General features: G+C 67.9%; 15 protein-coding genes. 4 read left to right on the top strand and 11 right to left on the bottom strand.

Annotated features, from left to right (window positions below):
* Positions 1-44: 44 nt before the first annotated feature.
* The 3 genes from ACAM57_RS07040 to ACAM57_RS07030 form a co-directional block, all read right to left on the bottom strand.
* Positions 45-3125, bottom strand: coding sequence for an FAD-binding and (Fe-S)-binding domain-containing protein (locus ACAM57_RS07040; RefSeq protein WP_369662410.1), 3081 nt, complete (start codon positions 3123-3125; stop codon positions 45-47).
* Positions 3126-3297: 172 nt separating this feature from the next.
* Positions 3298-4287, bottom strand: coding sequence for a Bug family tripartite tricarboxylate transporter substrate binding protein (locus ACAM57_RS07035; RefSeq protein ID WP_369661114.1), 990 nt, complete (start codon positions 4285-4287; stop codon positions 3298-3300).
* Between the two features lie 21 nt (positions 4288-4308).
* Positions 4309-5184, bottom strand: a complete 876-nt coding sequence (locus ACAM57_RS07030; protein WP_369661113.1) for an amidohydrolase family protein — start codon at positions 5182-5184, stop codon at positions 4309-4311.
* Between the two features lie 85 nt (positions 5185-5269).
* On the opposite strand from ACAM57_RS07030, the gene ACAM57_RS07025 reads away from it, so the two are divergent.
* Positions 5270-6235, top strand: a complete 966-nt coding sequence (locus tag ACAM57_RS07025) for a LysR family transcriptional regulator (protein WP_369661112.1) — start codon at positions 5270-5272, stop codon at positions 6233-6235.
* A 65-nt stretch (positions 6236-6300) separates the two neighbouring features.
* Here the strand turns inward: ACAM57_RS07025 and ACAM57_RS07020 are convergent, their stop codons facing one another.
* Both ACAM57_RS07020 and ACAM57_RS07015 read right to left on the bottom strand, forming a co-directional pair.
* On the bottom strand, positions 6301-7380 hold the full coding sequence (locus ACAM57_RS07020) for an L-idonate 5-dehydrogenase (protein WP_369661111.1): 1080 nt from the start codon (positions 7378-7380) through the stop codon (positions 6301-6303).
* A 30-nt stretch (positions 7381-7410) separates the two neighbouring features.
* Entirely contained in the window at positions 7411-8364 is a 954-nt protein-coding gene (locus ACAM57_RS07015; RefSeq protein WP_369661110.1) for a 2-hydroxyacid dehydrogenase, read from the bottom strand.
* A 140-nt stretch (positions 8365-8504) separates the two neighbouring features.
* Here ACAM57_RS07015 and ACAM57_RS07010 point away from each other — a divergent pair, with 140 nt between their 5' ends.
* From ACAM57_RS07010 to ACAM57_RS07000, 3 genes are read left to right on the top strand one after another with little or no spacing between them, the layout of a single operon-like run.
* Positions 8505-9266 (top strand): SDR family oxidoreductase, encoded by a 762-nt coding sequence (locus ACAM57_RS07010; protein WP_126023337.1) that lies wholly within the window; start codon positions 8505-8507, stop codon positions 9264-9266.
* A gap of 44 nt (positions 9267-9310) precedes the next feature.
* Positions 9311-10216 (top strand): NAD(P)-dependent oxidoreductase, encoded by a 906-nt coding sequence (locus ACAM57_RS07005; RefSeq protein ID WP_369661109.1) that lies wholly within the window; start codon positions 9311-9313, stop codon positions 10214-10216.
* A gap of 50 nt (positions 10217-10266) precedes the next feature.
* A complete protein-coding gene (locus ACAM57_RS07000; RefSeq protein ID WP_126023335.1) occupies positions 10267-10608 on the top strand; it encodes a hypothetical protein in 342 nt (113 codons plus the stop codon).
* On the opposite strand, the gene ACAM57_RS06995 is transcribed toward ACAM57_RS07000, so the two are convergent.
* The 6 genes from ACAM57_RS06995 to flhB form a co-directional block, all read right to left on the bottom strand.
* Positions 10571-12514, bottom strand: a complete 1944-nt coding sequence (locus ACAM57_RS06995) for a glycoside hydrolase family 15 protein (protein ID WP_369661108.1) — start codon at positions 12512-12514, stop codon at positions 10571-10573. The genes ACAM57_RS07000 and ACAM57_RS06995 overlap by 38 nt on opposite strands.
* 86 nt (positions 12515-12600) lie before the next feature.
* Entirely contained in the window at positions 12601-13335 is a 735-nt protein-coding gene (locus ACAM57_RS06990) for an RNA polymerase sigma factor FliA (RefSeq protein WP_126023334.1), read from the bottom strand.
* A 42-nt stretch (positions 13336-13377) separates the two neighbouring features.
* On the bottom strand, positions 13378-14187 hold the full coding sequence (locus ACAM57_RS06985) for a MinD/ParA family protein (RefSeq protein WP_369661107.1): 810 nt from the start codon (positions 14185-14187) through the stop codon (positions 13378-13380).
* A gap of 10 nt (positions 14188-14197) precedes the next feature.
* A complete protein-coding gene (gene flhF / locus ACAM57_RS06980; RefSeq protein WP_369661106.1) occupies positions 14198-16714 on the bottom strand; it encodes a flagellar biosynthesis protein FlhF in 2517 nt (838 codons plus the stop codon).
* On the bottom strand, positions 16711-18813 hold the full coding sequence (flhA, locus tag ACAM57_RS06975; RefSeq protein WP_184641085.1) for a flagellar biosynthesis protein FlhA: 2103 nt from the start codon (positions 18811-18813) through the stop codon (positions 16711-16713). The genes flhF and flhA overlap by 4 nt, the downstream gene beginning before the upstream one ends.
* Positions 18810-19967 (bottom strand): flagellar biosynthesis protein FlhB, encoded by a 1158-nt coding sequence (gene flhB, locus ACAM57_RS06970; protein WP_369661105.1) that lies wholly within the window; start codon positions 19965-19967, stop codon positions 18810-18812. The genes flhA and flhB overlap by 4 nt, the downstream gene beginning before the upstream one ends.
* Positions 19968-19985: the final 18 nt, after the last annotated feature.

The following is a 19985-nucleotide window of genomic DNA, read 5'->3' as shown; positions in this document are numbered from 1 at the left end:
GCGAAGGCAGTTGCCGAGTCAGTTTTTCGTCGCGCACCCGCAGGTCATTGCCTTCGGCCCGTCGCGGGTGACGCGGTCCGGGCATGGAACTGGAGCAATACCTCCACGGGATGCCGGAGATGCCAGCCCTCCATTCGCTTGGCCTGGCTGCGACAGGAGTAGCCCGTCGCCAGGAACTCCGTCTTCTGCGTCTCCCCATCCTTCAGTATCGGCTCCCAGGACAGGGAGTAGATCTGGCGGGACATCGCGACGTTCACGCTCTCATGGCCATAGGTCCCCGACATGCCGCAGCAGCCGCTGGCTTGCTGCTGGAGCTTCAAACCGGCGCGGGCGAACACATCGGGCCACAAGGCCGCGGCCGCAGGCGCGTTCGTCCTTTCGGTGCAATGGCCCAGAAGCCGGAAGTCTCCCGCTGCGGGTTGCGGATTCATCCGGGGCAGAACATCGAGCAGCCACTCCTGCGGAAGCTGCACGGCGGGAGGCTTTTCCAGGGCTGGGAGCTTCGCGTATTCCTGTCGATACACGAGCGTCATCGCAGGGTCGAGGCCGACGAGCGGCACGCCGCACGAAGCCAGTTCGTCGAGCATCGCCGCGTTCCTGCGCACTGCACGGCCGAACCCCTTCAAAAAGCCGAGGACGTGAAGCGGCTTGCCGTTCGGCATGAAAGGCGCCAGCCACACCGTGTACCCGAGCCGTGAAGCGAGTTCGATGAATGCCGAGAAAACGTGCGTATCGAAATAGCGCGTAAAGGCATCCTGAACGAGGACGACGGACCGGGCCCGCTGCGCATGCGTCAGAGCCATCAGCGACCGCTCAGTGGCAGTGCGTACGCCCCAGCGACGCAGCGTGGCCCGGAAGTCGAAACGGCTCAGCAGCGGACTGTCGACCATGCCCGCATGGCGTTCGAGCATGCGGCGCAGCAGGCTGGAGGACATCGCCGCGTTGTAGAGCCACGGAACCCGCGCGAAGAACGGCACGCTGAATTCGAGCGAACCGATCAGGTAGTCCTTCATCGGCCGCGGGTAACGGGAGTGATAGAGCTCCAGGAAGCGCGAGCGGAAATCCGGGACGTTGACCTTGACAGGGCACTGCCCCGCGCACGACTTGCAGGCCAGGCAACCGCTCATCGCTTCGTAGACCTCGTGGGAGAAGTCATCGGAAGCACCGTTGCCGGCCACCGCGCGCCCACGGCCGCTCTTCCAGCGCCTGACGAATCCGGCGACGAACGAAGGCTGCTGCGCAGCCACCCCGAGTACATCGACCCCCGCATTGCCCTGCAAACGCAGCCACTCCCGCATCAGGGCCGCACGGCCCTTGGGCGAATGCCTGCGTTCACGCGTGGCCTTCCATGAGGGGCACATCGCATCGTCAGGGTCGAAGTTGTAGCAGGCGCCGTTGCCGTTGCAGCGAAGCGCATTTGCGTGGCTTTGCCAGACGCGTTCGTCGATCTGGCGATCGGCGTCGGCGCGCAAAGGGACCTCGTCGATACGCAGCAACTCTGCAAGCTGGCCCGCGGGAGTGGCGATCTTTCCCGGGTTCAGCTGGTTGTATGGGTCGAACGCAGCCTTGAGTTGCTGCAGTGCCGGATACAACGGACCGAAGAACTTCGGCGCGTACTCGGAACGAACGCCCTTCCCGTGCTCGCCCCACAACACGCCGCCGTATTTCAGCGTCAACTCCGCGACCTCATCGGAGATCGTGCGGATCAACGCCGCGTGGGCCGGGTTTCTCAGATCCAGCGCCGGCCGGACATGAAGCACGCCCGCATCCACATGGCCGAACATGCCATAGCTCAGCCCATGGCCGTCGAGCAGCGCCCTGAACTCTTCGATGTAGTCGGCAAGCTTCTCCGGCGGCACCGCAGTGTCTTCGACGAAAGGCTGAGGCCGGGCCTCGCCCGGCACGTTGCCCAGCAATCCGACGGCGCGCTTGCGCATGGCGTAGACCTTCTCCACGCAAGCCTTCCCCCAAGCGACCGTGTGGCCGATGCGCGCCGCAGTGGCATCGTCCGCAAGATGGCCGACGAAGGCCGCCACGCGCTCGCGCAGTTCCTCCTGCGAGTCTGCGCAGAATTCGACCAGGTTGATGCCACGGGTCGGAAGCCTGTCGCCGTCGACAGGGAAGTACTCCGCCACGTCCTGCCAGACGATGTCGCCCATCGCCAGGCTCAACACCTGTGAATCGACCGTCTCGATCGACAGCGGGCGATGCTGCATCAGGAATCTTGCGTCCCGCAGAGCATCCATGAAGCTGGCGTACCGCACATTGACCAGCACCGAATACCGGGGAATGGGGAGCAGCCCGATCTCGGCCTCGACCACGAATCCCAGCGAACCTTCTGCGCCGCACAGGACGCTGTTGAGGTTGAAGCGATCGCCGGGTTCCCCGAGGTGTGCCAGGTCATAGCCGGTGAGGCAGCGATTCAGCGGAGGAAAGCGCGCGGCGATCAGGTCGGCATGCCGGGTGGCGATCTGGTGTGCGCAGCGCCACACGGCGCCCACTGGCCCGTCTTTCTGCAACTGCACCTCCAGTTCGCCGGCATCGACGGATCTGCTCGAAAAGCGAATGCCGCCCAGCATGACCATGTCGAGTTCCAGTACATGGTCGCGAGTCTTGCCGTAGGTGCAGCTTCCCTGGCCGCTCGCGTCCGTGTTGATCATCCCGCCTATCGTGGCGCGGTTGGAGGTCGACAGCTCCGGGGCGAAGAAGAGTCCATGCTCCTGCAGCGCCGCGTTGAGCTGGTCCTTGACCACGCCCGCCTGCACCCTTGCCACTCGCCGGACGGGATCGATCCAGAGAATCCGGTTGAGATGCCGGGAGAGGTCGACCACGATGCCGTCCGTCAGCGACTGCCCGTTGGTGCCCGTCCCGCCGCCACGCGCGGAAACGACCACCTGCCGATGCTCCGGCGCGGCGAGCAGCTTCGCGAGCGTTTCGACGTCCGCCCCGTCCAGCGGGAAGACCACGGCCTGGGGCAGGCGCTGGTAGATCGAGTTGTCCGTGGCGAGGACGGTGCGGTCGGCGTATCGCGGCGAGATCTCGCCACGGAAGCCTGCCGCGCCCAATGCATGAAGAAAGCGCCGGTAGCCGCCTTGCAGTGCGACGGGGGCTGGAATGATCTCGATCAATTTCGGGGTTCCACGGTTGCGAGGGGCAGTCGGCCGGCCTGCCTGCGCTTGCAAGGCCGCGGCCGGCAAAGCCGCAAGAGCCTGCGCGCACCTGCAGCGCCCGCACGGCCGCTTTCCTTCCAGTAAGTCATGCGCCTTGCGATCCTCGCGCCAGGCGATCCGGTGCCGATCAGTCGGACTTCAGGCGTCCCTGCTTGACCATCTGCGCAGCCAGGGCCGACTCGGCGCTGACCAGCTTCTGCAGCGCAGCGCCTGTGCCTCCGACGGGCTCGCTGCCCAGGTCCTTGATCACGTTGGAAAACTCCGGCTGGGCCACGGCCTTGGTGGCCCAATCCTGCAGGCTGGCGACGCTGGCGGCGGGCGCGCCACGAGGCACGAACAATCCGACGAAGGTGGTTGCGTCGAACACCGGCAGGCCCAGCTGAGCCAGTGTCGGGACATTGGCGAGAAGCCCGCCGCCCTGCGGGCCCAGCACGATGAGGGCACGCAGCGCGCCGCTCTTGATGTGCGGGGTGGAACTCGTGATCTGGTCGACCACGGCGTCGATCTGGCCGCCCATCAGATCGACCAGGGCCGGGCCCGAACCCTTGTAGGGCACGGCATTGACCTGCGCCTTGGCGGAGTCCTCGAACTGGAGCAGCGCCAGGTGGTTGGGAGAGCCGGGGCCTGCGTGGCCGACCGTCACGCTCTGGCTGGCAGCCTTGGCGACCTTGAGGAAGTCCGCAGCGGTCTTGAACCGCGGGTCGTTGGCGCGCACGACCACGACAACGGGCGTGCGGCTGAGCAGAGCGACCGGCGTCAGGCTGTCCGCCTTGTAGGGCACCTTGATGATCTCCGGAAGGGTTCCCAGTTGACCGGGTGTCGCCACCAGCAGCGTGTGCCCGTCGGGCTCGGCTCTCGCAACTGCGCCCGTTCCCACGGCGCCGCCGCCGCCGGCACGGTTGTCGATGATCACGGACTGGCCGACCAGCCTGGTCAGCGGCACGCTCAGCGAGCGCGCGACGATGTCCACGTTCCCTCCCGGTGCGAAGGGAACCACCAGGGTGATCGGCTTCGAAGGAAAGCGATTCTGCGCAATGGCGGGGTGGAGTGCGGCGCAGGCAGCGAGCGATGCGGCACCTTGCAGGAAAGCTCTGCGGCTGCTTTTTTGATTGAACATGAATGTCTCCTTCTTGAAAAATCAGTCGTTCCAATAAAGCCGGGTCGGGTTCTCGACCAGGGCCTTGCGCCTGATTTCCTCGGGAAACCAGTGGGTGACCATGTTTGCCAGCTCGATGCTGGCGATCGACTTCGCGCTGATGCCGGGATGGGGCCAGTCAGAGCCCCAGACGATGCGATCGGGATTCGCGTGCGCCAGGCTGTGCGCTAGCGGCAGCACGGCGGGGTCGACGCCTGAGCCTGTCGCGGATATCCGGTATGCGCCCGAGAACTTGACCCAGGCACATCCCTCCTGAAGTAGGCTTCGAAGGCCCTTGACGCCCCTGCTGTCGATGTCGCCGCAGTTCGATGGATGGCCGAAGTGGTCCACCACGACGCTCATGCCCTTTTCGGTCAGGCGCTGGACGAGGCTGAAATCCGCATCGATGTTCACGAGCAGCTGGATGTGCCACCCAAGCCCCTTCACCCGATCCGCAATGGATTGCAGGCCGGCGGCGGAAACGCCTCCGCTGAACAGCGCATTGCATCTGGCGCCCCTCACTCCGAGTCGATGCAGTTCCTCGATCTCGGCATCCGGCGTGTCTTCGAAGATGACGGCCACGCCGCGCATGCTGCCGGGATCTGCGTCGCCGAGTGTCCGCTTCAGGAGCGAGTGATCGCGGCCGTACACGCTCGGCTGGACAAGAACGCAGCGATCCATGCCCAAGGGCCTATAGGCAGACCAGTACTGTTCGATCGTGGCCGGCGGCGGGGTGTACGAGCGCTCGGCGATGAACGGGAATGCCTCCGGAGATCCGAAAACATGCAAGTGCGTGTCGCATGCCCCCTCAGGAAAGATTCTTTGTTTTTCACCAGGAAGCGCCTGGTGGGCTGCGTCGTGGCGGCCTGTGATTGCCATGGATTCCGAACTGTCTGGTTAAGTGCAGGCCAGATTGTTTTGGCTCGGCCCACAGTCAGTCAAATTCATTACCATCATCATTCAAATGAATGAAATTCAGCTTTCCCCGGACCAGGATCGCGCAGCGATCAACCTTCGCAGGATCGACCTCAACCTCCTGGTGATGTTCGAAGCGCTCGTCGAAGAGCGAAGCGTGAGCAAGGCGGCGGCCAGGCTCAACCTGACCTCTTCAGCCGTGAGCCACGCGTTGCGCCGTCTCAGGGAGCAGTTCAAGGACCCCCTGATGCTGCGAACCGCGCAAGGCATGGTTCCGACCCCCGAGGCCGTTCGCCTCGCGAAGAGTTTCAGAAAGGCCTTCAGCGAAATCGAGAACGCCATCGGGGTTGCCGGGGAGTTCGACCCCGCCACTGCGAGAAGGACTTTTCTGCTGCGCGTGTCCGACTATGTCGGCATCCTCCTGCTGCCGCGCCTGTGCGTCGAACTGCGCACCGTGGCGCCGGGTGTCAGCCTCTCGGTGCAGTCTTTCGAGATGCGCCAGCCGTCGGACCGCGTCGAATACGAAGGCGTGGAGATCAGGCTCTCCGTTTCCCGGGGGCACTCCGTTCTTTCCGCCTCCCGGCGAATACTGGACGACCGATGGATGGTGTTGATGAGGAAAGGCCACCCCGCCGCATCCGCACCGCTGACCCTGGACAAATACCTGGAACTCGGGCACCTGAAGGTCTCGGGGGTCGGCAGCAGCATCCTCGACGAACTGCTCGCCGAGCGCGGGCTGGCACGCCGGGTCATGATCCAGGTGCCCACATGGCAAGGCATGGTGCCGGTGATCGAATCCACCGACCTGATTGCCGCCATGCCGGCTCACTGGATGGGCAGCGTGCTCTCAGGCTCGAACTGCGTCGCCTTTCCGTTCCCGCTGCCCGAGCTCGCGCTTTCCATCGATGCCGTCTGGCATCCCCGCAACGATCACGATCCCGGCCACAAATGGTTCAGGGAGCTGATCCACCAGATCTTTCAGGACGCGCACAAGAAATCGCACGTGCAAGACTGACGGCGATTCGATGAGCCGGGCGACGCCGCTTCAACCGGCGTGATCGAGGCCTTTCCCTCGATGAATCAGGCGGCGACGCCCTCCGCCTGCGCTGCATCCTCCGCGAAGTCGATCAGCACCTTCATCGCCTGCCGCCTGTCGCTCGCCAGCTCGAAGGCCTGGCGCGCCTGCAGCATCGGGAAGGTGTGCGACACCACCGGGGAAAGATCGACGCGCCCTTCGTTGATGAGCTTCACCGCCAGCGCGAACTCGGCATGGAAGCGGAACGAGCCGCAGATGCTGAGCTCCTTCGCCACCACCATGTTCTGCGGAATGCTCACGTCGCCGCCCAGGCCCAGCTGCACGACCACGCCGCGCGGGCGCATCACCTCCAGGCCGTCGCGCAGCGCGCGCTCGTTGCCGGAGCATTCGAGCATCACGTCGAAGGTGCCCTTGTCGGCGGAGTAGCGCGAGACCCAGGTCTTGTCCTGCGCGACGTTGATGGCGTTGTCGGCCCCCATGGCGCGCGCGATGGCCAGCGGCTCGTCGACCACGTCGGTGGCGGTGATCTCGGCCGCGCCGTGCGCGCGCGCCGCCGCGATGGCGAGCACGCCGATGGGCCCGCAGCCGGACACCAGCACGCGCTTGCCCAACAAGGGGCCGGCGCGCGACACGCCGTGCAGCCCCACCGAGAACGGCTCGGCCAGCGCCGCCAGCCGCAGCGGCACGTGGTCGGCCACCTTCACGCATTGCGTGGCCTCGCACAGCAGCATGTTGCGGAATGCGCCCTGCACGTGCGGCGTGCGCATCGCGCTGCCGTAGAAGCGCATGTCCAGGCACTGGTTGGGCAGGCCTTCGAGGCAGAACTTGCAGGCGCCGCAGGGGCGGCTCGGGTTGACGGCGACCTTGTCGCCGATGCGCACGCTCTCGACGCCGGGCGCCACCGCCACCACGGTGCCGGCAACTTCGTGGCCCAGCACCATTGGCTCCTTGATGCGCACGGTGCCGAAGCCGCCGTTGTGGAAGTAGTGCAGGTCGGAGCCGCAGATGCCGCCCATTCCGACCTTCACCAGCACCTGGCCGGGGCCGATCTCGCCGGCGTCCTGCTCGTCCAGGCGCAGGTCGTCGGGGGCGTGGATCACGAGGCACATGCAACGCAGGCGCATGGTTCTTCTTCCTTCTGTCTTTGTCAGGTGTCAGGCAACGGGGGTGATCAGGGGTCGGCCCGCGAAGTGGGCCTCGAGGTTGCGGCGCACCAGCTCGCCCATGGCGCGGCGCGTCGCTTCGGTGCCGCTGCCATGGTGCGGGGTGAGCACCACGTTGTCGAGCGCGGCGAAGCGCGGGTCGATGCGCGGTTCGTTGAGGAACACGTCGAGCGCCGCGCCCGCGATGGCGCGCGTCTCCAGCGCCTGCAGCAGCGCGGCTTCGTCGACGGTGGTGCCGCGCGACACGTTCACCAGCCAGCCCCTGGGGCCCAGCGCCTGCAGCACTTCGCCGTTGACGATGCCGCGCGTGGCCTCGCCGCCGGGGAGGATGACGATGAGCACGTCGCACCACTCGGCCATCGCGCTCAGGCTGGCGAAGTGGCGGTGCGGGCTCTCCGCCTTCGGCGCGCGGCTGAAGTAACCCACCTCCACGTCGAAGCCCGAGAGCCGCCGCGCGATGGTGCCGCCGATGCGGCCGAGGCCCGCGATGCCGATGCGCTGGCCGAAGACGCGCGTGGCCAGCGGCATGCCGCCGTGGGCCCAGGCGCCGCTGCGCACGAACTGGTCGCCTGCCGGAATGCGCCGCTGCACAGCCAGCAGGAGGCCCACGGCAAGATCGGCCACGTCGCCGTTGAGCACGTCGGGCGTGTTGGTCACACGGATGCCGCGCGCGCGGCATGCGGCGAGGTCGATGCCGTCGGTGCCCACGCCGTAGCAGGCAACCAGCTCCAGCTTCGGCAGCGCCGCGATGAGCTCGGTGCTCGCGCCCAGTTCGCCGCGCGTGGCGATCGCGCGGATCTGCGGTGCGTGCTCGGCGATGAAGGCCTGCCGGTCAGGCGCCTCCCAAAGGCGGTGCAGCGTGTAGGCCTCCCGCATCGGCGCCATGTCCCATTCGGGGTAGGTGCCAGGCATCAGCACATGCGGAAGAGCGGCGGTGGTGGTCAAGCTGGTGTCCTTTTGGCTGGCGCACAATGATACCGGTAACTTTAATAGTTTCAGCGGACCGCGCGAACTCAGGGTTTACCCATTGACTGCATCAAAAGATACCGGTAACTTATTTGCCTGTCACGCACCAGGAAACTCCCTTGAAACTGTTCGACCTCTCCGGGCGCACCGCCCTCGTCACCGGCTCCAGCAAGGGCATCGGCTTCGCGCTGGCCGGCGCGCTCGGCAATGCGGGCGCCCGCGTCGTGCTCAATGCGCGCGACCCCGCCCTGCTCGCCGCCGCCCGCGACGCCCTGCGCGCCAGGGGCATCGCGGCCGAAGCAAAGGCTTTCGACGTGACCGACGCCGATGCCGTGGAAGCCGGCGTGGCCGCCATCGAGGCCGAGGTCGGGCCCATCGACATCCTCGTCAACAACGCCGGCATGCAGCATCGCGGGGCCTTCGCCGAGTTCCCGGTGGATGCGTGGCACAAGATCACCACCACCAACATCGACAGCGTGTTCCTGGTGGGCCGCTCGGTCGCGCAGCGCATGATCGAGCGCAAGCGCGGCAAGATCATCAACGTGTGCTCGGTGCAGAGCGAGCTGGGCCGCCCGGGCATCGCGCCCTACGCCGCCACCAAGGGCGCGGTGAAGATGCTCACCAAGGGCATGGCGATCGACCTCGGCAAGCACGGCATCCAGGTCAACGGCCTCGGGCCGGGCTACTTCAAGACCGAGCTCACGCAGGCCCTGGTGGCCGACGAGGCCTTTACCGCGTGGCTCTCGGGCCGCACGCCCGCGGGCCGCTGGGGCGACGTGGAGGAACTCGGCGGCGCGGCCATCTTCCTGGCCTCGGACGCATCGAGCTTCGTCAACGGCCACATCCTGTATGTGGACGGCGGCATCACCGCGAGCCTGTAGCACCGTGCCGCGAACCCACATCGGCCATCCATGAAGGCCTTCGCATGACGAAGACGACCGCCCCGACGACGCGCGTGGCCGTGATCGGCGTCGGCATCATGGGCTCGGCCATCGCGCGCCGTCTGCTCGAATGCGGCCACCGCGTGAGCGTGTTCGACCTCGATGCCGCCAAGGTCGCGGCGCTGGCAGAACACGGCGCGATCGCTGCCGCCACGGCGCGCGAGGCAGCCGGTGCCAGCGACTTCGTCATCACCAGCCTCAACTCGGCCGCGGTGGTGGAGCGCGCCGTCTTCGGCGAGGACGGCATCGCGGCCGCCGTGCCGGCGGATGCGCAGCGGCTGCTGATCGACATGTCGTCCATCGACCCTCCTTCCACGCGCCGGCTCGCGCAGTCGCTGCGCGAGCGCACGGGCATGGGCTTCGTCGATGCGCCGCTCTCGGGCGGCGCGCCCAAGGCGCTGCTCGGCCAGCTCACGGTGATGGCCGGCGGCAGCGCCGAAGACGTGCAGCGCGCACGCGCCGTGATGGACAGCCTGTGCGCCAACTACACCCACATGGGCGAAAGCGGCGCGGGCCAGACCACCAAGCTGGTCAACCAGCTGCTGTGCGCCATCGGCTTCCAGGCTGTTGCCGAAGCGGTGCGGCTGGCCGAGGCCGGCGGCGTCGATGCCTCGAAGCTGCCCGCGGCGCTCTCCGGCGGACGTGCCGACAGCCAGATCCTGCGCGAGTTCGGCCCCAAGATGGCCGCGCGCGACTACTCGCCCACCGGCCGCATCGACAACATGCTCAAGGACCTCGAGGCGGTGCAGGCCTTCTCGCAGGGCCAGCGGCTTCCGCTGCCGCTGGCGGGCGCCGTCTCGGAGCTGCATCGCGCCTTCGTCGCGGCCGGGCTGGGCCCGCACGACACGGCCGAGATGATGCGGCAGTTCAGCGGCTACGAACGCGGCTGAACGGTCCGCCGCCGTCATCGCACAGATTCGACACAGGAAAGAGAGAAGCCATGTTCATCCGCTGCGCGTTCTTCAGGGGCCGGGTCAAGCCCGGCATGGAAGAAGCCTTCGACCGCCACGTGCACGAGAAGCTCGTGCCGCTGTGGACCCGCTTTCCCGGCGCACTCGAGGTGCGCGTGCTGCGCCAGCTGGAAAGCGACGTGAGCGATCCCGAACTGGCGATGGTGCTGTCGATCCGCTACGCGAGCCGCGAGGACATCGCCCGCGCGCTCGAATCGCCCGTGCGCTACGAAAGCCGCGAAGTGTCGAAGAAGCTGTTCGAGATGTTCGACGGCACGGTCTTCCACACCGTGTTCAGCGCCGAGGAGTTCGCGCTCGCGAACGCTTCCTGACGGGCGGCTTCTTAGCTTCCTTCTTCGCTTCCTTGCCCTCTTCCTTTTTCTTCTGCGGCGCCTTGCCATCGAGGTCCGCCAGCTCCCACACGCCGCCGGCCGCCGACACCAGCGCATGCGCGCTGTTGATCAGCCCGATGTGCGAGAAGGCCTGCGGAAAATTGCCCAGCTGCCGCTGAGCCACCGGGTCGTATTCCTCGGCGAAGAGGCCCAGGTCGTTGCCCAGTGCCAGCAGCCGCCTGAAGAGAGCGCGCGCCTTGCGCACCTTGCCCATGGCCACGTACACGTTCGCCAGCCAGAAGCTGCACGCCATGAACGCGCCCTCGCCGCCGCCGAGCCCGTCCACGCCTTTCTCGGTGCGGTAGCGGTACACCAGCCCGTTGAAGACCAGCTCCTTCTCGATGCGCGCGACCGTGCCCTGAACGCGCTCGTCATGGATCGGCAGGAAGCCGATCAGCGGCATCCACAGCAGCGCCGCGTCCACCGTGTCGGCGCCGTAGTACTGCACGAACGAGTTGCTCGACGCGTCGTAGCCACGCGCGCAGACCTCGGCGTGGATCTGGTCGCGCGCCTCGCGCCAGCGTTCGATGGGGCCTTCGAGCCCGTATTCCGTGGCGCTCGCGATCACGCGGTCGAAGGCCAGCCAGCACATGATCTTGGAATGCACGAAGTGGCGGGGCTCGCCGCGCACCTCCCACAGGCTGCAGTCGGGCTCCCGCCAGAGTTCCGTCAGCTGCTTCGCGATGGCGCGCTCCAGCGGCCACAGCTTGTCCATGTCCGACAGGCCGGCCTTGCGCGCCGCATGGAAGGCCGCGATGACCGAGCCGTACACGTCGAGCTGGCGCTGCCCGTGCGCGCCGTTGCCGATGCGCACCGGGCGGCTGTCCTCGTAGCCGCGAAGCCAGCCCAGCTCGAGTTCGGTGAGCGAGCGTTCGCCGTGCAGGCCGTACATCACCTGCAGTTCCTCGGGCGACCCGCCGACCGCACGCATCAGCCACCAGCGCCATGCGCTGGCCTCCTCGACATAGCCCGAGCCGATCAACGCGTAGAGCGTGAGCGCCGCATCGCGCAGCCAGCAGAAGCGGTAGTCCCAGTTGCGCTCGCCGCCGGGCAGCTCGGGCAGCGAGGTGCTCGGCGCGGCGACGATGCCACCGGTCGGCTCGTAGGTCAGCGCCTTGAGCGTGAGCAGCGAGCGCATCATCGGTTCGCGGAATTCGCCGTGGTAGCCGCAGCGATCGGTCCACGCACTCCATTCGGCGACTGTGCGCGCCAGCAGCGCGTTGGCATCGCGCGTCACCGGCGGCTTCAGGTGCGAGGGAAACCAGTCGAGGCTGAACGCGATGGACTGCCCCGCCGACACGGTGAAGTCGGCGAAGCTCGCGAAGTTCTCGTTGACCAGCGGCACGCCGGAGCTGATGCGCACCGAATCCGGCCCAGCCGTGGCGAACACCGCGCCATCGCGCCGCTCCATCCACGGGCACCACTCGCCGTAGTTGAAGCGGATGCGGAACTCGGTGTGCATGCTCACCGTGCCGCGCACGCCCCGCACGATGCGCACCACCTCGTGCGTGCCGTCGAGCGCGGGGCGAGGCATGAAGTCGGTGACGACGGCCACGCCCGTGCCTGTACGAATCGTGGTCTCCAGCACGACGGTGCCGGGAAGGTAGCGCCGCGAGACGCGCGCCTTGCGGTCGCGCGCGCACATGGTCCAGTGGCCGTTGCGCTCGTCGCCCAGCAGACTGGCGAACATCGCGGCCGAGTCGAAGCGCGGCAGGCACAGCCACTCGATGTCGCCGCCCAGATGCACCAGCGCCGCGCTGTGGGTCGAGCCGATGAGCGCGTATTCGCCGATGGGGCGGCTGGCCTGCAGCCTTGAAGAGGGTTGCTTGTTGCGAGTCTTTGGCAAGACTCCGAGTTTTCGTGCCCTGGCGAGCGCCCTGCGCCGGAGGCGAGCGCGCCTGGCTGACGGACAACGCCTATTCAGCGCCTCTTCTAGAGCACATCCTTCAGCTTCGCCCGCAGCCTGCTGATCGCCTGGCTGTGCAGCTGGCACACCCGCGACTGGCTCACTTCGAGGATGGCGCCGATCTCGCGCAGGTTCAGCTCCTCCTCGTAGTAGAGGTTCAGCAGCAGCTGGTCGCGCTCGGGCAGCGCCGAGATGGCGTCCACCAGCTGGTGGCGGAAGCCGCTTTCCAGCAGCTGCTCCAGCGGATCGTCGCTGCTGCGCCGGTCCTTGCGGGCGTCCTGCGAGTGGCTGTCGAGAAAACCGTTGTCGGCGTCGTCCTTGGAGAAGTCTTCCACATACAGCAGCTGGCAGCCCTGGATCTCCTGCAGCAGCGACTGGTAGGCCTCGATGTCCATCTTCAGTTCCCGGGCGATCTCCCCTTCGGTGGGAGCGCGCCCGAGCCTGTGGCCCAGCGCCTGCATCGCCTTCTCGATGCCGCGCGCCGACTGGCGCAGGCCGCGCGAGCCCCAGTCGGCGGCACGCAACTCGTCGAGCATGGCGCCGCGGATGCGCTGGCTCACGAAAGTCTCGAACTGCGCGCCGCGGTTGTCCTGGTAGCGCGCGGATGCGTCAAGCAGGCCGAGCATGCCGGCCTGGATCAGGTCGTCCAGCTCCACGCTGGCCGGCAGCTTCGCCATCATCTGCAGCGCGATGCGGCGCACCAGCGGCTGGTGCTGCGCGAGCAGGTGCGATTTCTCGATGGTTCCTTGTGCGGTGTACATGGCCGTCGTGCGTCCTTCCTTCCTCGGTGCGGAGCCGGCGGCTCAGGCCACGGCCTGCAGCGGGGCTGCCTCGGGCCATGGCCACTGGTCCATCTCGCCCGCGGCGCGGCGGAAGTCGACCGCCGCATGGCTCGCGGGAAAGGCCTCGGCGATGGTCTTCTTCAGCCGCCATGCGTCGGAGACGAGCGGATCGAAGCGCACCCATCCCGCGGCCTGCAGCGACAGCGCGAGGTAGCGGCTGCCGGCGTGGGCGAGGTTGTTCATGATCTGGCGCGCGGCCTGCACGTCGACCACGCCGTTGAGCAGGAAGCGCATCTGCTTCAGGCCGTGGGCGTGATGCAGGCGCTTGATGCCCGCATAGGCCGAGGTGACCGAGGCCGGATGCGGCTGCAGCACCAGCAGCAGGTCGTCCGCGCACTGCGCGAGCGGCGACAGCCGGCCCTCGCCGTCGAAGGCCGCGTCGATGACGACGACGCCGTCGTGCCAGAACCTGCGCGGGTCGGCCGCGCCTTGCGATGTTCCCCTTGCAGCCGCGGGCGGCGCCGGCAGCACATGCACCCCGCAGGCCATGCGCACCTCGGCGCCATCCAGCGTGAGGCGCCCGGCCGCGACGTCGACAAGGCCGCCCAGCGGGTCGATGTCCCAGACCTCGCAGGCCGAGCCCTCGGCGCGGCAATGCTCGTCCAGCAGCAGCACGTTGCGGCCCTGCCCTACCAGCGCCACGGCGAAGTTCATCGCGGCGGTGGTGCCGCCCGCGCCGCGCCCCATGCCGGCCACCGCGAGCACGCGCGCCTGCGTCGGCGCGAGCAGGCGCCGGAGGCCGTCCGCCTGATCCGCAACCAGCTTGTTCATCGCAGCGCCCTCAATCCTGCCGCTCCAGCTTCTGCGGCTTCTCCAGCGCGCGGGGCGACTGCACCGGCGCGGTCGATTCGGTGCCGAGCGCGTCCAGCAGCAGGAAGAGCTTGCCAAAGCCCGCGTACAGCGCGCTGCCGCTCATGGCGCGGCCGTTGCGTGCGGGGCGGCCGGTGAGCTGGCCCATCAGCGCGCGGGCACGGCCGGCCCATTCGCCTTCGGCCTGCAGCAGGCGCCACACGGTGGTGGTCATCTGCCCGGCGATCAGCAGCCGCTTCATGATGTCCGGGTCGCCCAATTCGCCGATGCCGCCCACCAGTTGCACGCCGTCGCGCAGCAGGCGGAAGCAGGGCTCGGCATCCACGGCCCAGCCCAGCCACTGCGCGAGCTGGCGCGCCGAAACCTCTGTACCGACGTTCGACAGCGCATGGCTCAGCGCCAGTACGTTGCCGCTGCGCGCATCGACCACGCGCGTGGCGATGCAGCGCAGCGCCGGCATCTCGTCGCGTGCGATGCCCGCCGCCATCGCGGCGGCATTGAAGCGCAGCACCACGTCGACATGCGCCACGGCGAGCAGCGCCGCCTTGCCGCGGAAGCGCACGGGGCGCTCCTCGGCGAACTCGAAATCCATGCGCGCGAGCGTGTCGGGAGAACCGGTGCGCGAATCGATCACTGCCGTGGAACCCGGCGCGCGCGCCAGCCAGCGCTGGCCCGCGGCCTGCCACTGCACCATGGCCTCGATGCCGGGCAGCCGCGTCAGCAGATGGACCATCGGGCGATGGCCGAAATCCTGCTGGCGCAGCCATGGCACCTGGCGTGCACCGGGCTTGCGCGCGGCGTCCTTGGCGCCGCGCGTGGCCGCCGTCGAAAGCCACTGGTTGGGCGCCGCCATCGGCAGGCCCGTGCGGTCCGACAGCAGCAGGCTGCCATGGCATTCGTAGGCATCGCCGCCTTCGTTCGAGCGCAGGCCGACCTGTCCGCACAGCGCGAGCACGTAGCTCTCGCAGCCTGTGGCCACTTCGCTGCGCGCATGCACCAGCAAGTCCTGCAGCACGGCTTTCTGGCCCGCCTCCTCGTCCGTGGCCTGGCGCCACAGCGTACGTGCGCGCTCGAAGCCGATCTGCGAGCCGGCCAGCGCGCTCGCCGTGGTGGCGAGCTCCTGCGCATCGTGCGCCATCGCGCGGATCAGGTTCTGGTACTTCAGGCGCAGCAGGTCGGTCTCGCCCTGCGCCTTCTGCACCGCCTGCTGCGAGGCGGCGCCCGAAGCGGCGTCTTCCTGCAGGTCGCTCTCGGCAGGCACGAACAGCGGGCTGTGCTGGCGCGGCTGGAACACGCTGTCCACCAGCTGCGCGCGGTCGGCCTGCATCAGGTTCTCGGGCACCTTCTGGCCGCTGGAGATGTAGTGCACCGGCAGGCGGTGGCGGATCACGGTGTCGATCAGCGCGCCCGGGTGCGTGGCCTCGTCCACCTTGGTGAAGATGCAGCCGGCAAGCTCGTTGCCGTGGCGATAGGCGTGCACCACCTCGTTGAGCGTGTCGCCGTGGCTGGTGGCGTTGAGCAGCAGCAGCTTCTTCACCGGCCTCGGGCTCTGGCCCAGCATGGCGATCTGCTCGGGCACGGCGCGGTCGCGCTGGCTCATGCCGACGGTGTCGATCAGCACCATGTGCTTCTCGCGCAGGTCGCGCAGCACCAGGTGCAGGTCGGCGGCGTCCTTCACCGCGTACACCGGCACGTTGAGGATCTGGCCGTAGATGCGCAGCTGCTCGTAGGCGCCGATGCGGTAGCTGTCGGTGGTCACCAGCGCGAGCTTGTCGGCGCCGAAGCGCATCACGCAGCGCGCGGCCAGCTTGGCGGTGGTGGTGGTCTTGCCCACGCCGGTCGGGCCCATCAGCGCGTAGACGCCGCCCTGGGCGAACAGGGCGTCCTCATCTTCGTGCACGGGCACAGCGCGGATGAGCTCCGAGCGCACGTAGGCCATGCCTTCTGCGTAAGTGCGCCCGGTGGGCAGCTTCTCGAGCATGGCCTTGGAAAGCCGCGCGCTGAAGCCCGCGCCCAGCAGCGTGCGCAGCAGGCGGCCGCGCACGGGGTCGCGGCGCTGCCTGTCGTTCCATACCACGCTGGCGAGCTGTTCCTCGATCATGCCGCGCATGGAATGCAGCTCTTCGAGCACCGTGTCGGCGGGGGCCGGGACGGGTGTTGCAATCGGTGCAGCGGCTGCGACGGGCGCAACGGGAGCAGGCACCGGCGGCATCGGCATCGCATGCGCGACCGGCGCCGGCGCAGCAACCGGTGCCGCCACGATCGGTGCAGCCACGGGCTTCGCAGGCGCACTGCCCTGCTGCACCACGCCCTGCACTTCGCCCTCGACCATGGCGACGATCTCCACGCCTTCGGCGGTGACGCGATGCGAGAGCACGATGGCGTCGGCGCCCAGCGCCTCCCTGACCAGTCGCAGGGTTTCGCGGCTGGTGGCCGCGACGAATTTGCGCGCGGTGGCGCGCACGTCTGTCTGTTGGGGGGAATTCAACCTCGTCCTCCGATGGCGGTGGTGACCTTGATGGTTCGGGAATCAGGAATCTCTGCGTGCGACAGCACCTTGAGCTGCGGCAGGCTGCGCCGCAGGAAGCGCGACAGCAGCACGCGCAGCGCGTGCTGCACCACCAGCACGGGCGCGAGGCCCATCTGCTCCTGGCGGGTGATGGCGGCCTGCGCCTGCCGCAGCAGGTTGTCGGCGATGCCGGGCTCGATGCCGCTGCTGTTGGTCAGCGCCTGCTGCAGCACGCCGTCGAGCGAGCCGTCCAGGCCGATGACCTGCATCTCGCTGTCGCCCGGGAACAGCTGCTGCGTGATCGCGCGGCCCAGCGCCAGGCGCGTGAGCGTGGTGAGCTCGGTCGGGTCCTTCACGGTCGGCGCGTGCTCGGCCATCACGTCGAGGATGGTGCGCATGTCCCGGATCGGCACTTCCTCGTCGAGCAGGTTCTGCAGCACCTTGTGCAGCGTGCTGAGCGACAGCACCTTGGGCACCAGGTCTTCCGTGAGCTTGGGCGCGGTCTTGGCGATCTGGTCGAGCAGCTGCTGCACTTCCTGGCGGCCCAGCAACTCGGCGGCATGCGTCTGTATGAGGTGGTTCAGGTGCGTGGCCATCACCGTGCAGGCGTCGACCACCGTGTAGCCGTACACCTGCGCCTGCTGGCGCAGGCTCGCGTCGATCCATGTCGCGGCGAGGCCGAAGGCCGGGTCGCGCGTGGGCGTGCCGGGCAGCGTGCCGCTGACCTGCCCCGGGTTGATGGCCATCCACTGGTTGGGGAAGGCTTCGCCGCGGCCGATCTCCACGTCCTTCAGCGTGATGACGTAAGTGTTGGGCTTGATCTCCAGGTTGTCGCGGATGTGCACCACCGGCACCAGGAAGCCGACTTCCTGCGCGATCTTCTTGCGGATGCTCTTGATGCGGCCCAGCAGCTCGCCCTGCTGCGACTGGTCCACCAGCGGAATGAGCCGGTAGCCGACCTGCATGCCCAGCGGGTCGACCATGGCCACGTCGTCCCAGGTGGCCTCCGCCGTCTCTGCGGAAGACGCGGCGAGGTTCGCGGCCTGCGCGGCGGCCGCCTCCTGCGCGGCCTGCTGCTTCGGCTTGCGCTGCAGCAGCCCGCGGCCCAGCCACACCAGGCCGCCCGCGATCAGCAGGAAGGCCAGGTTCGGCATGCCCGGGATCATGCCCAGCAGCCCGACGATGCCGGCCGTGAGAAACAGCACCTGCGGGTTGGAGAAGAGCTGGCCCGTGAGTTGGCTGCCCACGTCCTCGTCGGTGGTCACGCGCGAGACGATCACGCCCGCGGCGGTGGAGATCACCAGCGCCGGGATCTGCGCCACCAGGCCGTCGCCGATGGCCAGCAGCGTGTAGGTCTTGCCGGCGGTGGAGAAGTCCAGCCCGTGCTGCACCATGCCCACCACCAGGCCGCCGATGATGTTGATGACCATGATGAGCAGGCCCGCGATCGCGTCGCCGCGCACGAACTTGCTGGCACCGTCCATCGAGCCGTAGAAGTCGGCTTCCTGCGCCACCTCGGTGCGGCGCTTGCGGGCCACGTCCTCGCCGATCAGGCCGGCGTTGAGGTCGGCGTCGATGGCCATCTGCTTGCCGGGCATCGCGTCGAGCATGAAGCGCGCGCCCACCTCGGCGATGCGGCCCGCGCCCTTGGTGATCACCATGAAGTTGATGAGCACGAGGATGATGAAGACCATCACGCCCACGGCGAAGTTGCCGCCCACGAGGAAGTGCCCGAAGGCCTCGATCACCTTGCCCGCCGCGTCGGCGCCGGTGTGGCCGTTCATCAGCACCACGCGCGTGGAGGCCACGTTCAGCGACAGGCGCAGCAGCGTGGAGAACAGCAGCACCGCCGGGAAGGCCGCGAAGTCCAGCGCCTTCATTGTGTACATGCTCACCAGCAGCACCATCACCGACATGGCGATGTTGAAGGTGAACAGCAGGTCGAGCAGGAATGGCGGCAGCGGCAGCACCATCATGCTCAGGATCATGATGATGAGGATCGGCCCGGCCAGCCCCTTGAGCTGCGAGCCCGGGAAGAAGCGCGCGGGCAAGCGCATCAGGTTTGTCATCGCGTTCATGCGGCAAGCTCAGCCGCATCGGCGGCGGTGTATTGAAGATCTGCGGGAACCGGCAGGTCGGTGGGCGTGCGCGGCGCTTCGCCGCCTTCGGCCCTCCAGCGCCGAAGCTGGTAGACCCAGGCGAGCACCTCGGCCACGGCGGTGTAGAGGCCTGCCGGAATCTCGTCGCCCAGCTTCGTGTGCCTGTAGAGGGAGCGCGCGAGCGGCGCCGCTTCGAGGATCGCCACCTTGTGCTCCTTCGCCAGTTCGCGGATGCGCGCGGCCACGAGCTCGGTGCCCTTGGCCACCACGCGGGGGGCGCGCATGCCGCCCTCCTGGTACTTGAGCGCCACGGCGAAGTGCGTGGGGTTGGTCAGCACGATGTCTGCCTTGGGCACCTCGGACATCATCCGGCGGCGCGCCATCTGCTGCTGCTGGCGGCGGATCGCGGCCTTGATGTGCGGATCGCCTTCGCTTTCCTTGTGCTCCTGGCGCACGTCCTCGCGCGACATGCGCAGCTTGCGGTAGTAGCTCCAGAGCTGGAAGGGCACGTCGATCAGCGCCACCAGGAACAGCGTCGCGGCGATCAGCACGCAGTGCCTGGCCACCAGCACGACCGCATGCGGCAGCGCGTACTGCGCGGGCTGCGCCATCAGGGCCATCAGGGTGCCGATGTCCCTCGACACCACCCACCAGGCCACGCCGCCGATGAGCGCCGACTTGGCCAGCGCCTTGAGCAGCTCGGCGAGCGACTGCGAGGAGAACATGCGGCCGATGCCGGCCAACGGGTTGAGCTTGCCGAAGTTCGGCGCCACCGACTTGGTGGAGAAGAGCCAGCCGCCGAGCATCATCGGCGCGACCACGGCTGCGACGATCATCATCGCGAACATCGGGCCGATGGCGCCCAGCGCCTGCATCGACATCAGCCCGGTGCGGGCCAGCATGTAGGAAGGGTCGAAGGCTGCCGCGCGGTCGAACTGCAGTCCCATGCGCAGCGCGCCGTTCATGCTGGAGCCGAGCGACTCCGACGCGAGCCACAGGCCGGCACAGGCCGTGCCCAGCATGACGAAGGTGGTGAGCTCGCGGGAACGGGCTACGTTGCCTTCCTCGCGGGCCTTTTCAAGGCGCCGCTCGGAGGCGGGTTCCGTTTTCTCGAGATCGCTTTCCTCAGCCATTCATGCTCCGAACCAGCA

Source organism: Variovorax sp. V15 (genome assembly GCF_041154425.1).
Lineage (GTDB): Bacteria > Pseudomonadota > Gammaproteobacteria > Burkholderiales > Burkholderiaceae_C > Variovorax > Variovorax guangxiensis.
Note: the sequence above shows the minus strand (reverse complement) of the source record. Positions and strands in the feature narration are given on the sequence as shown.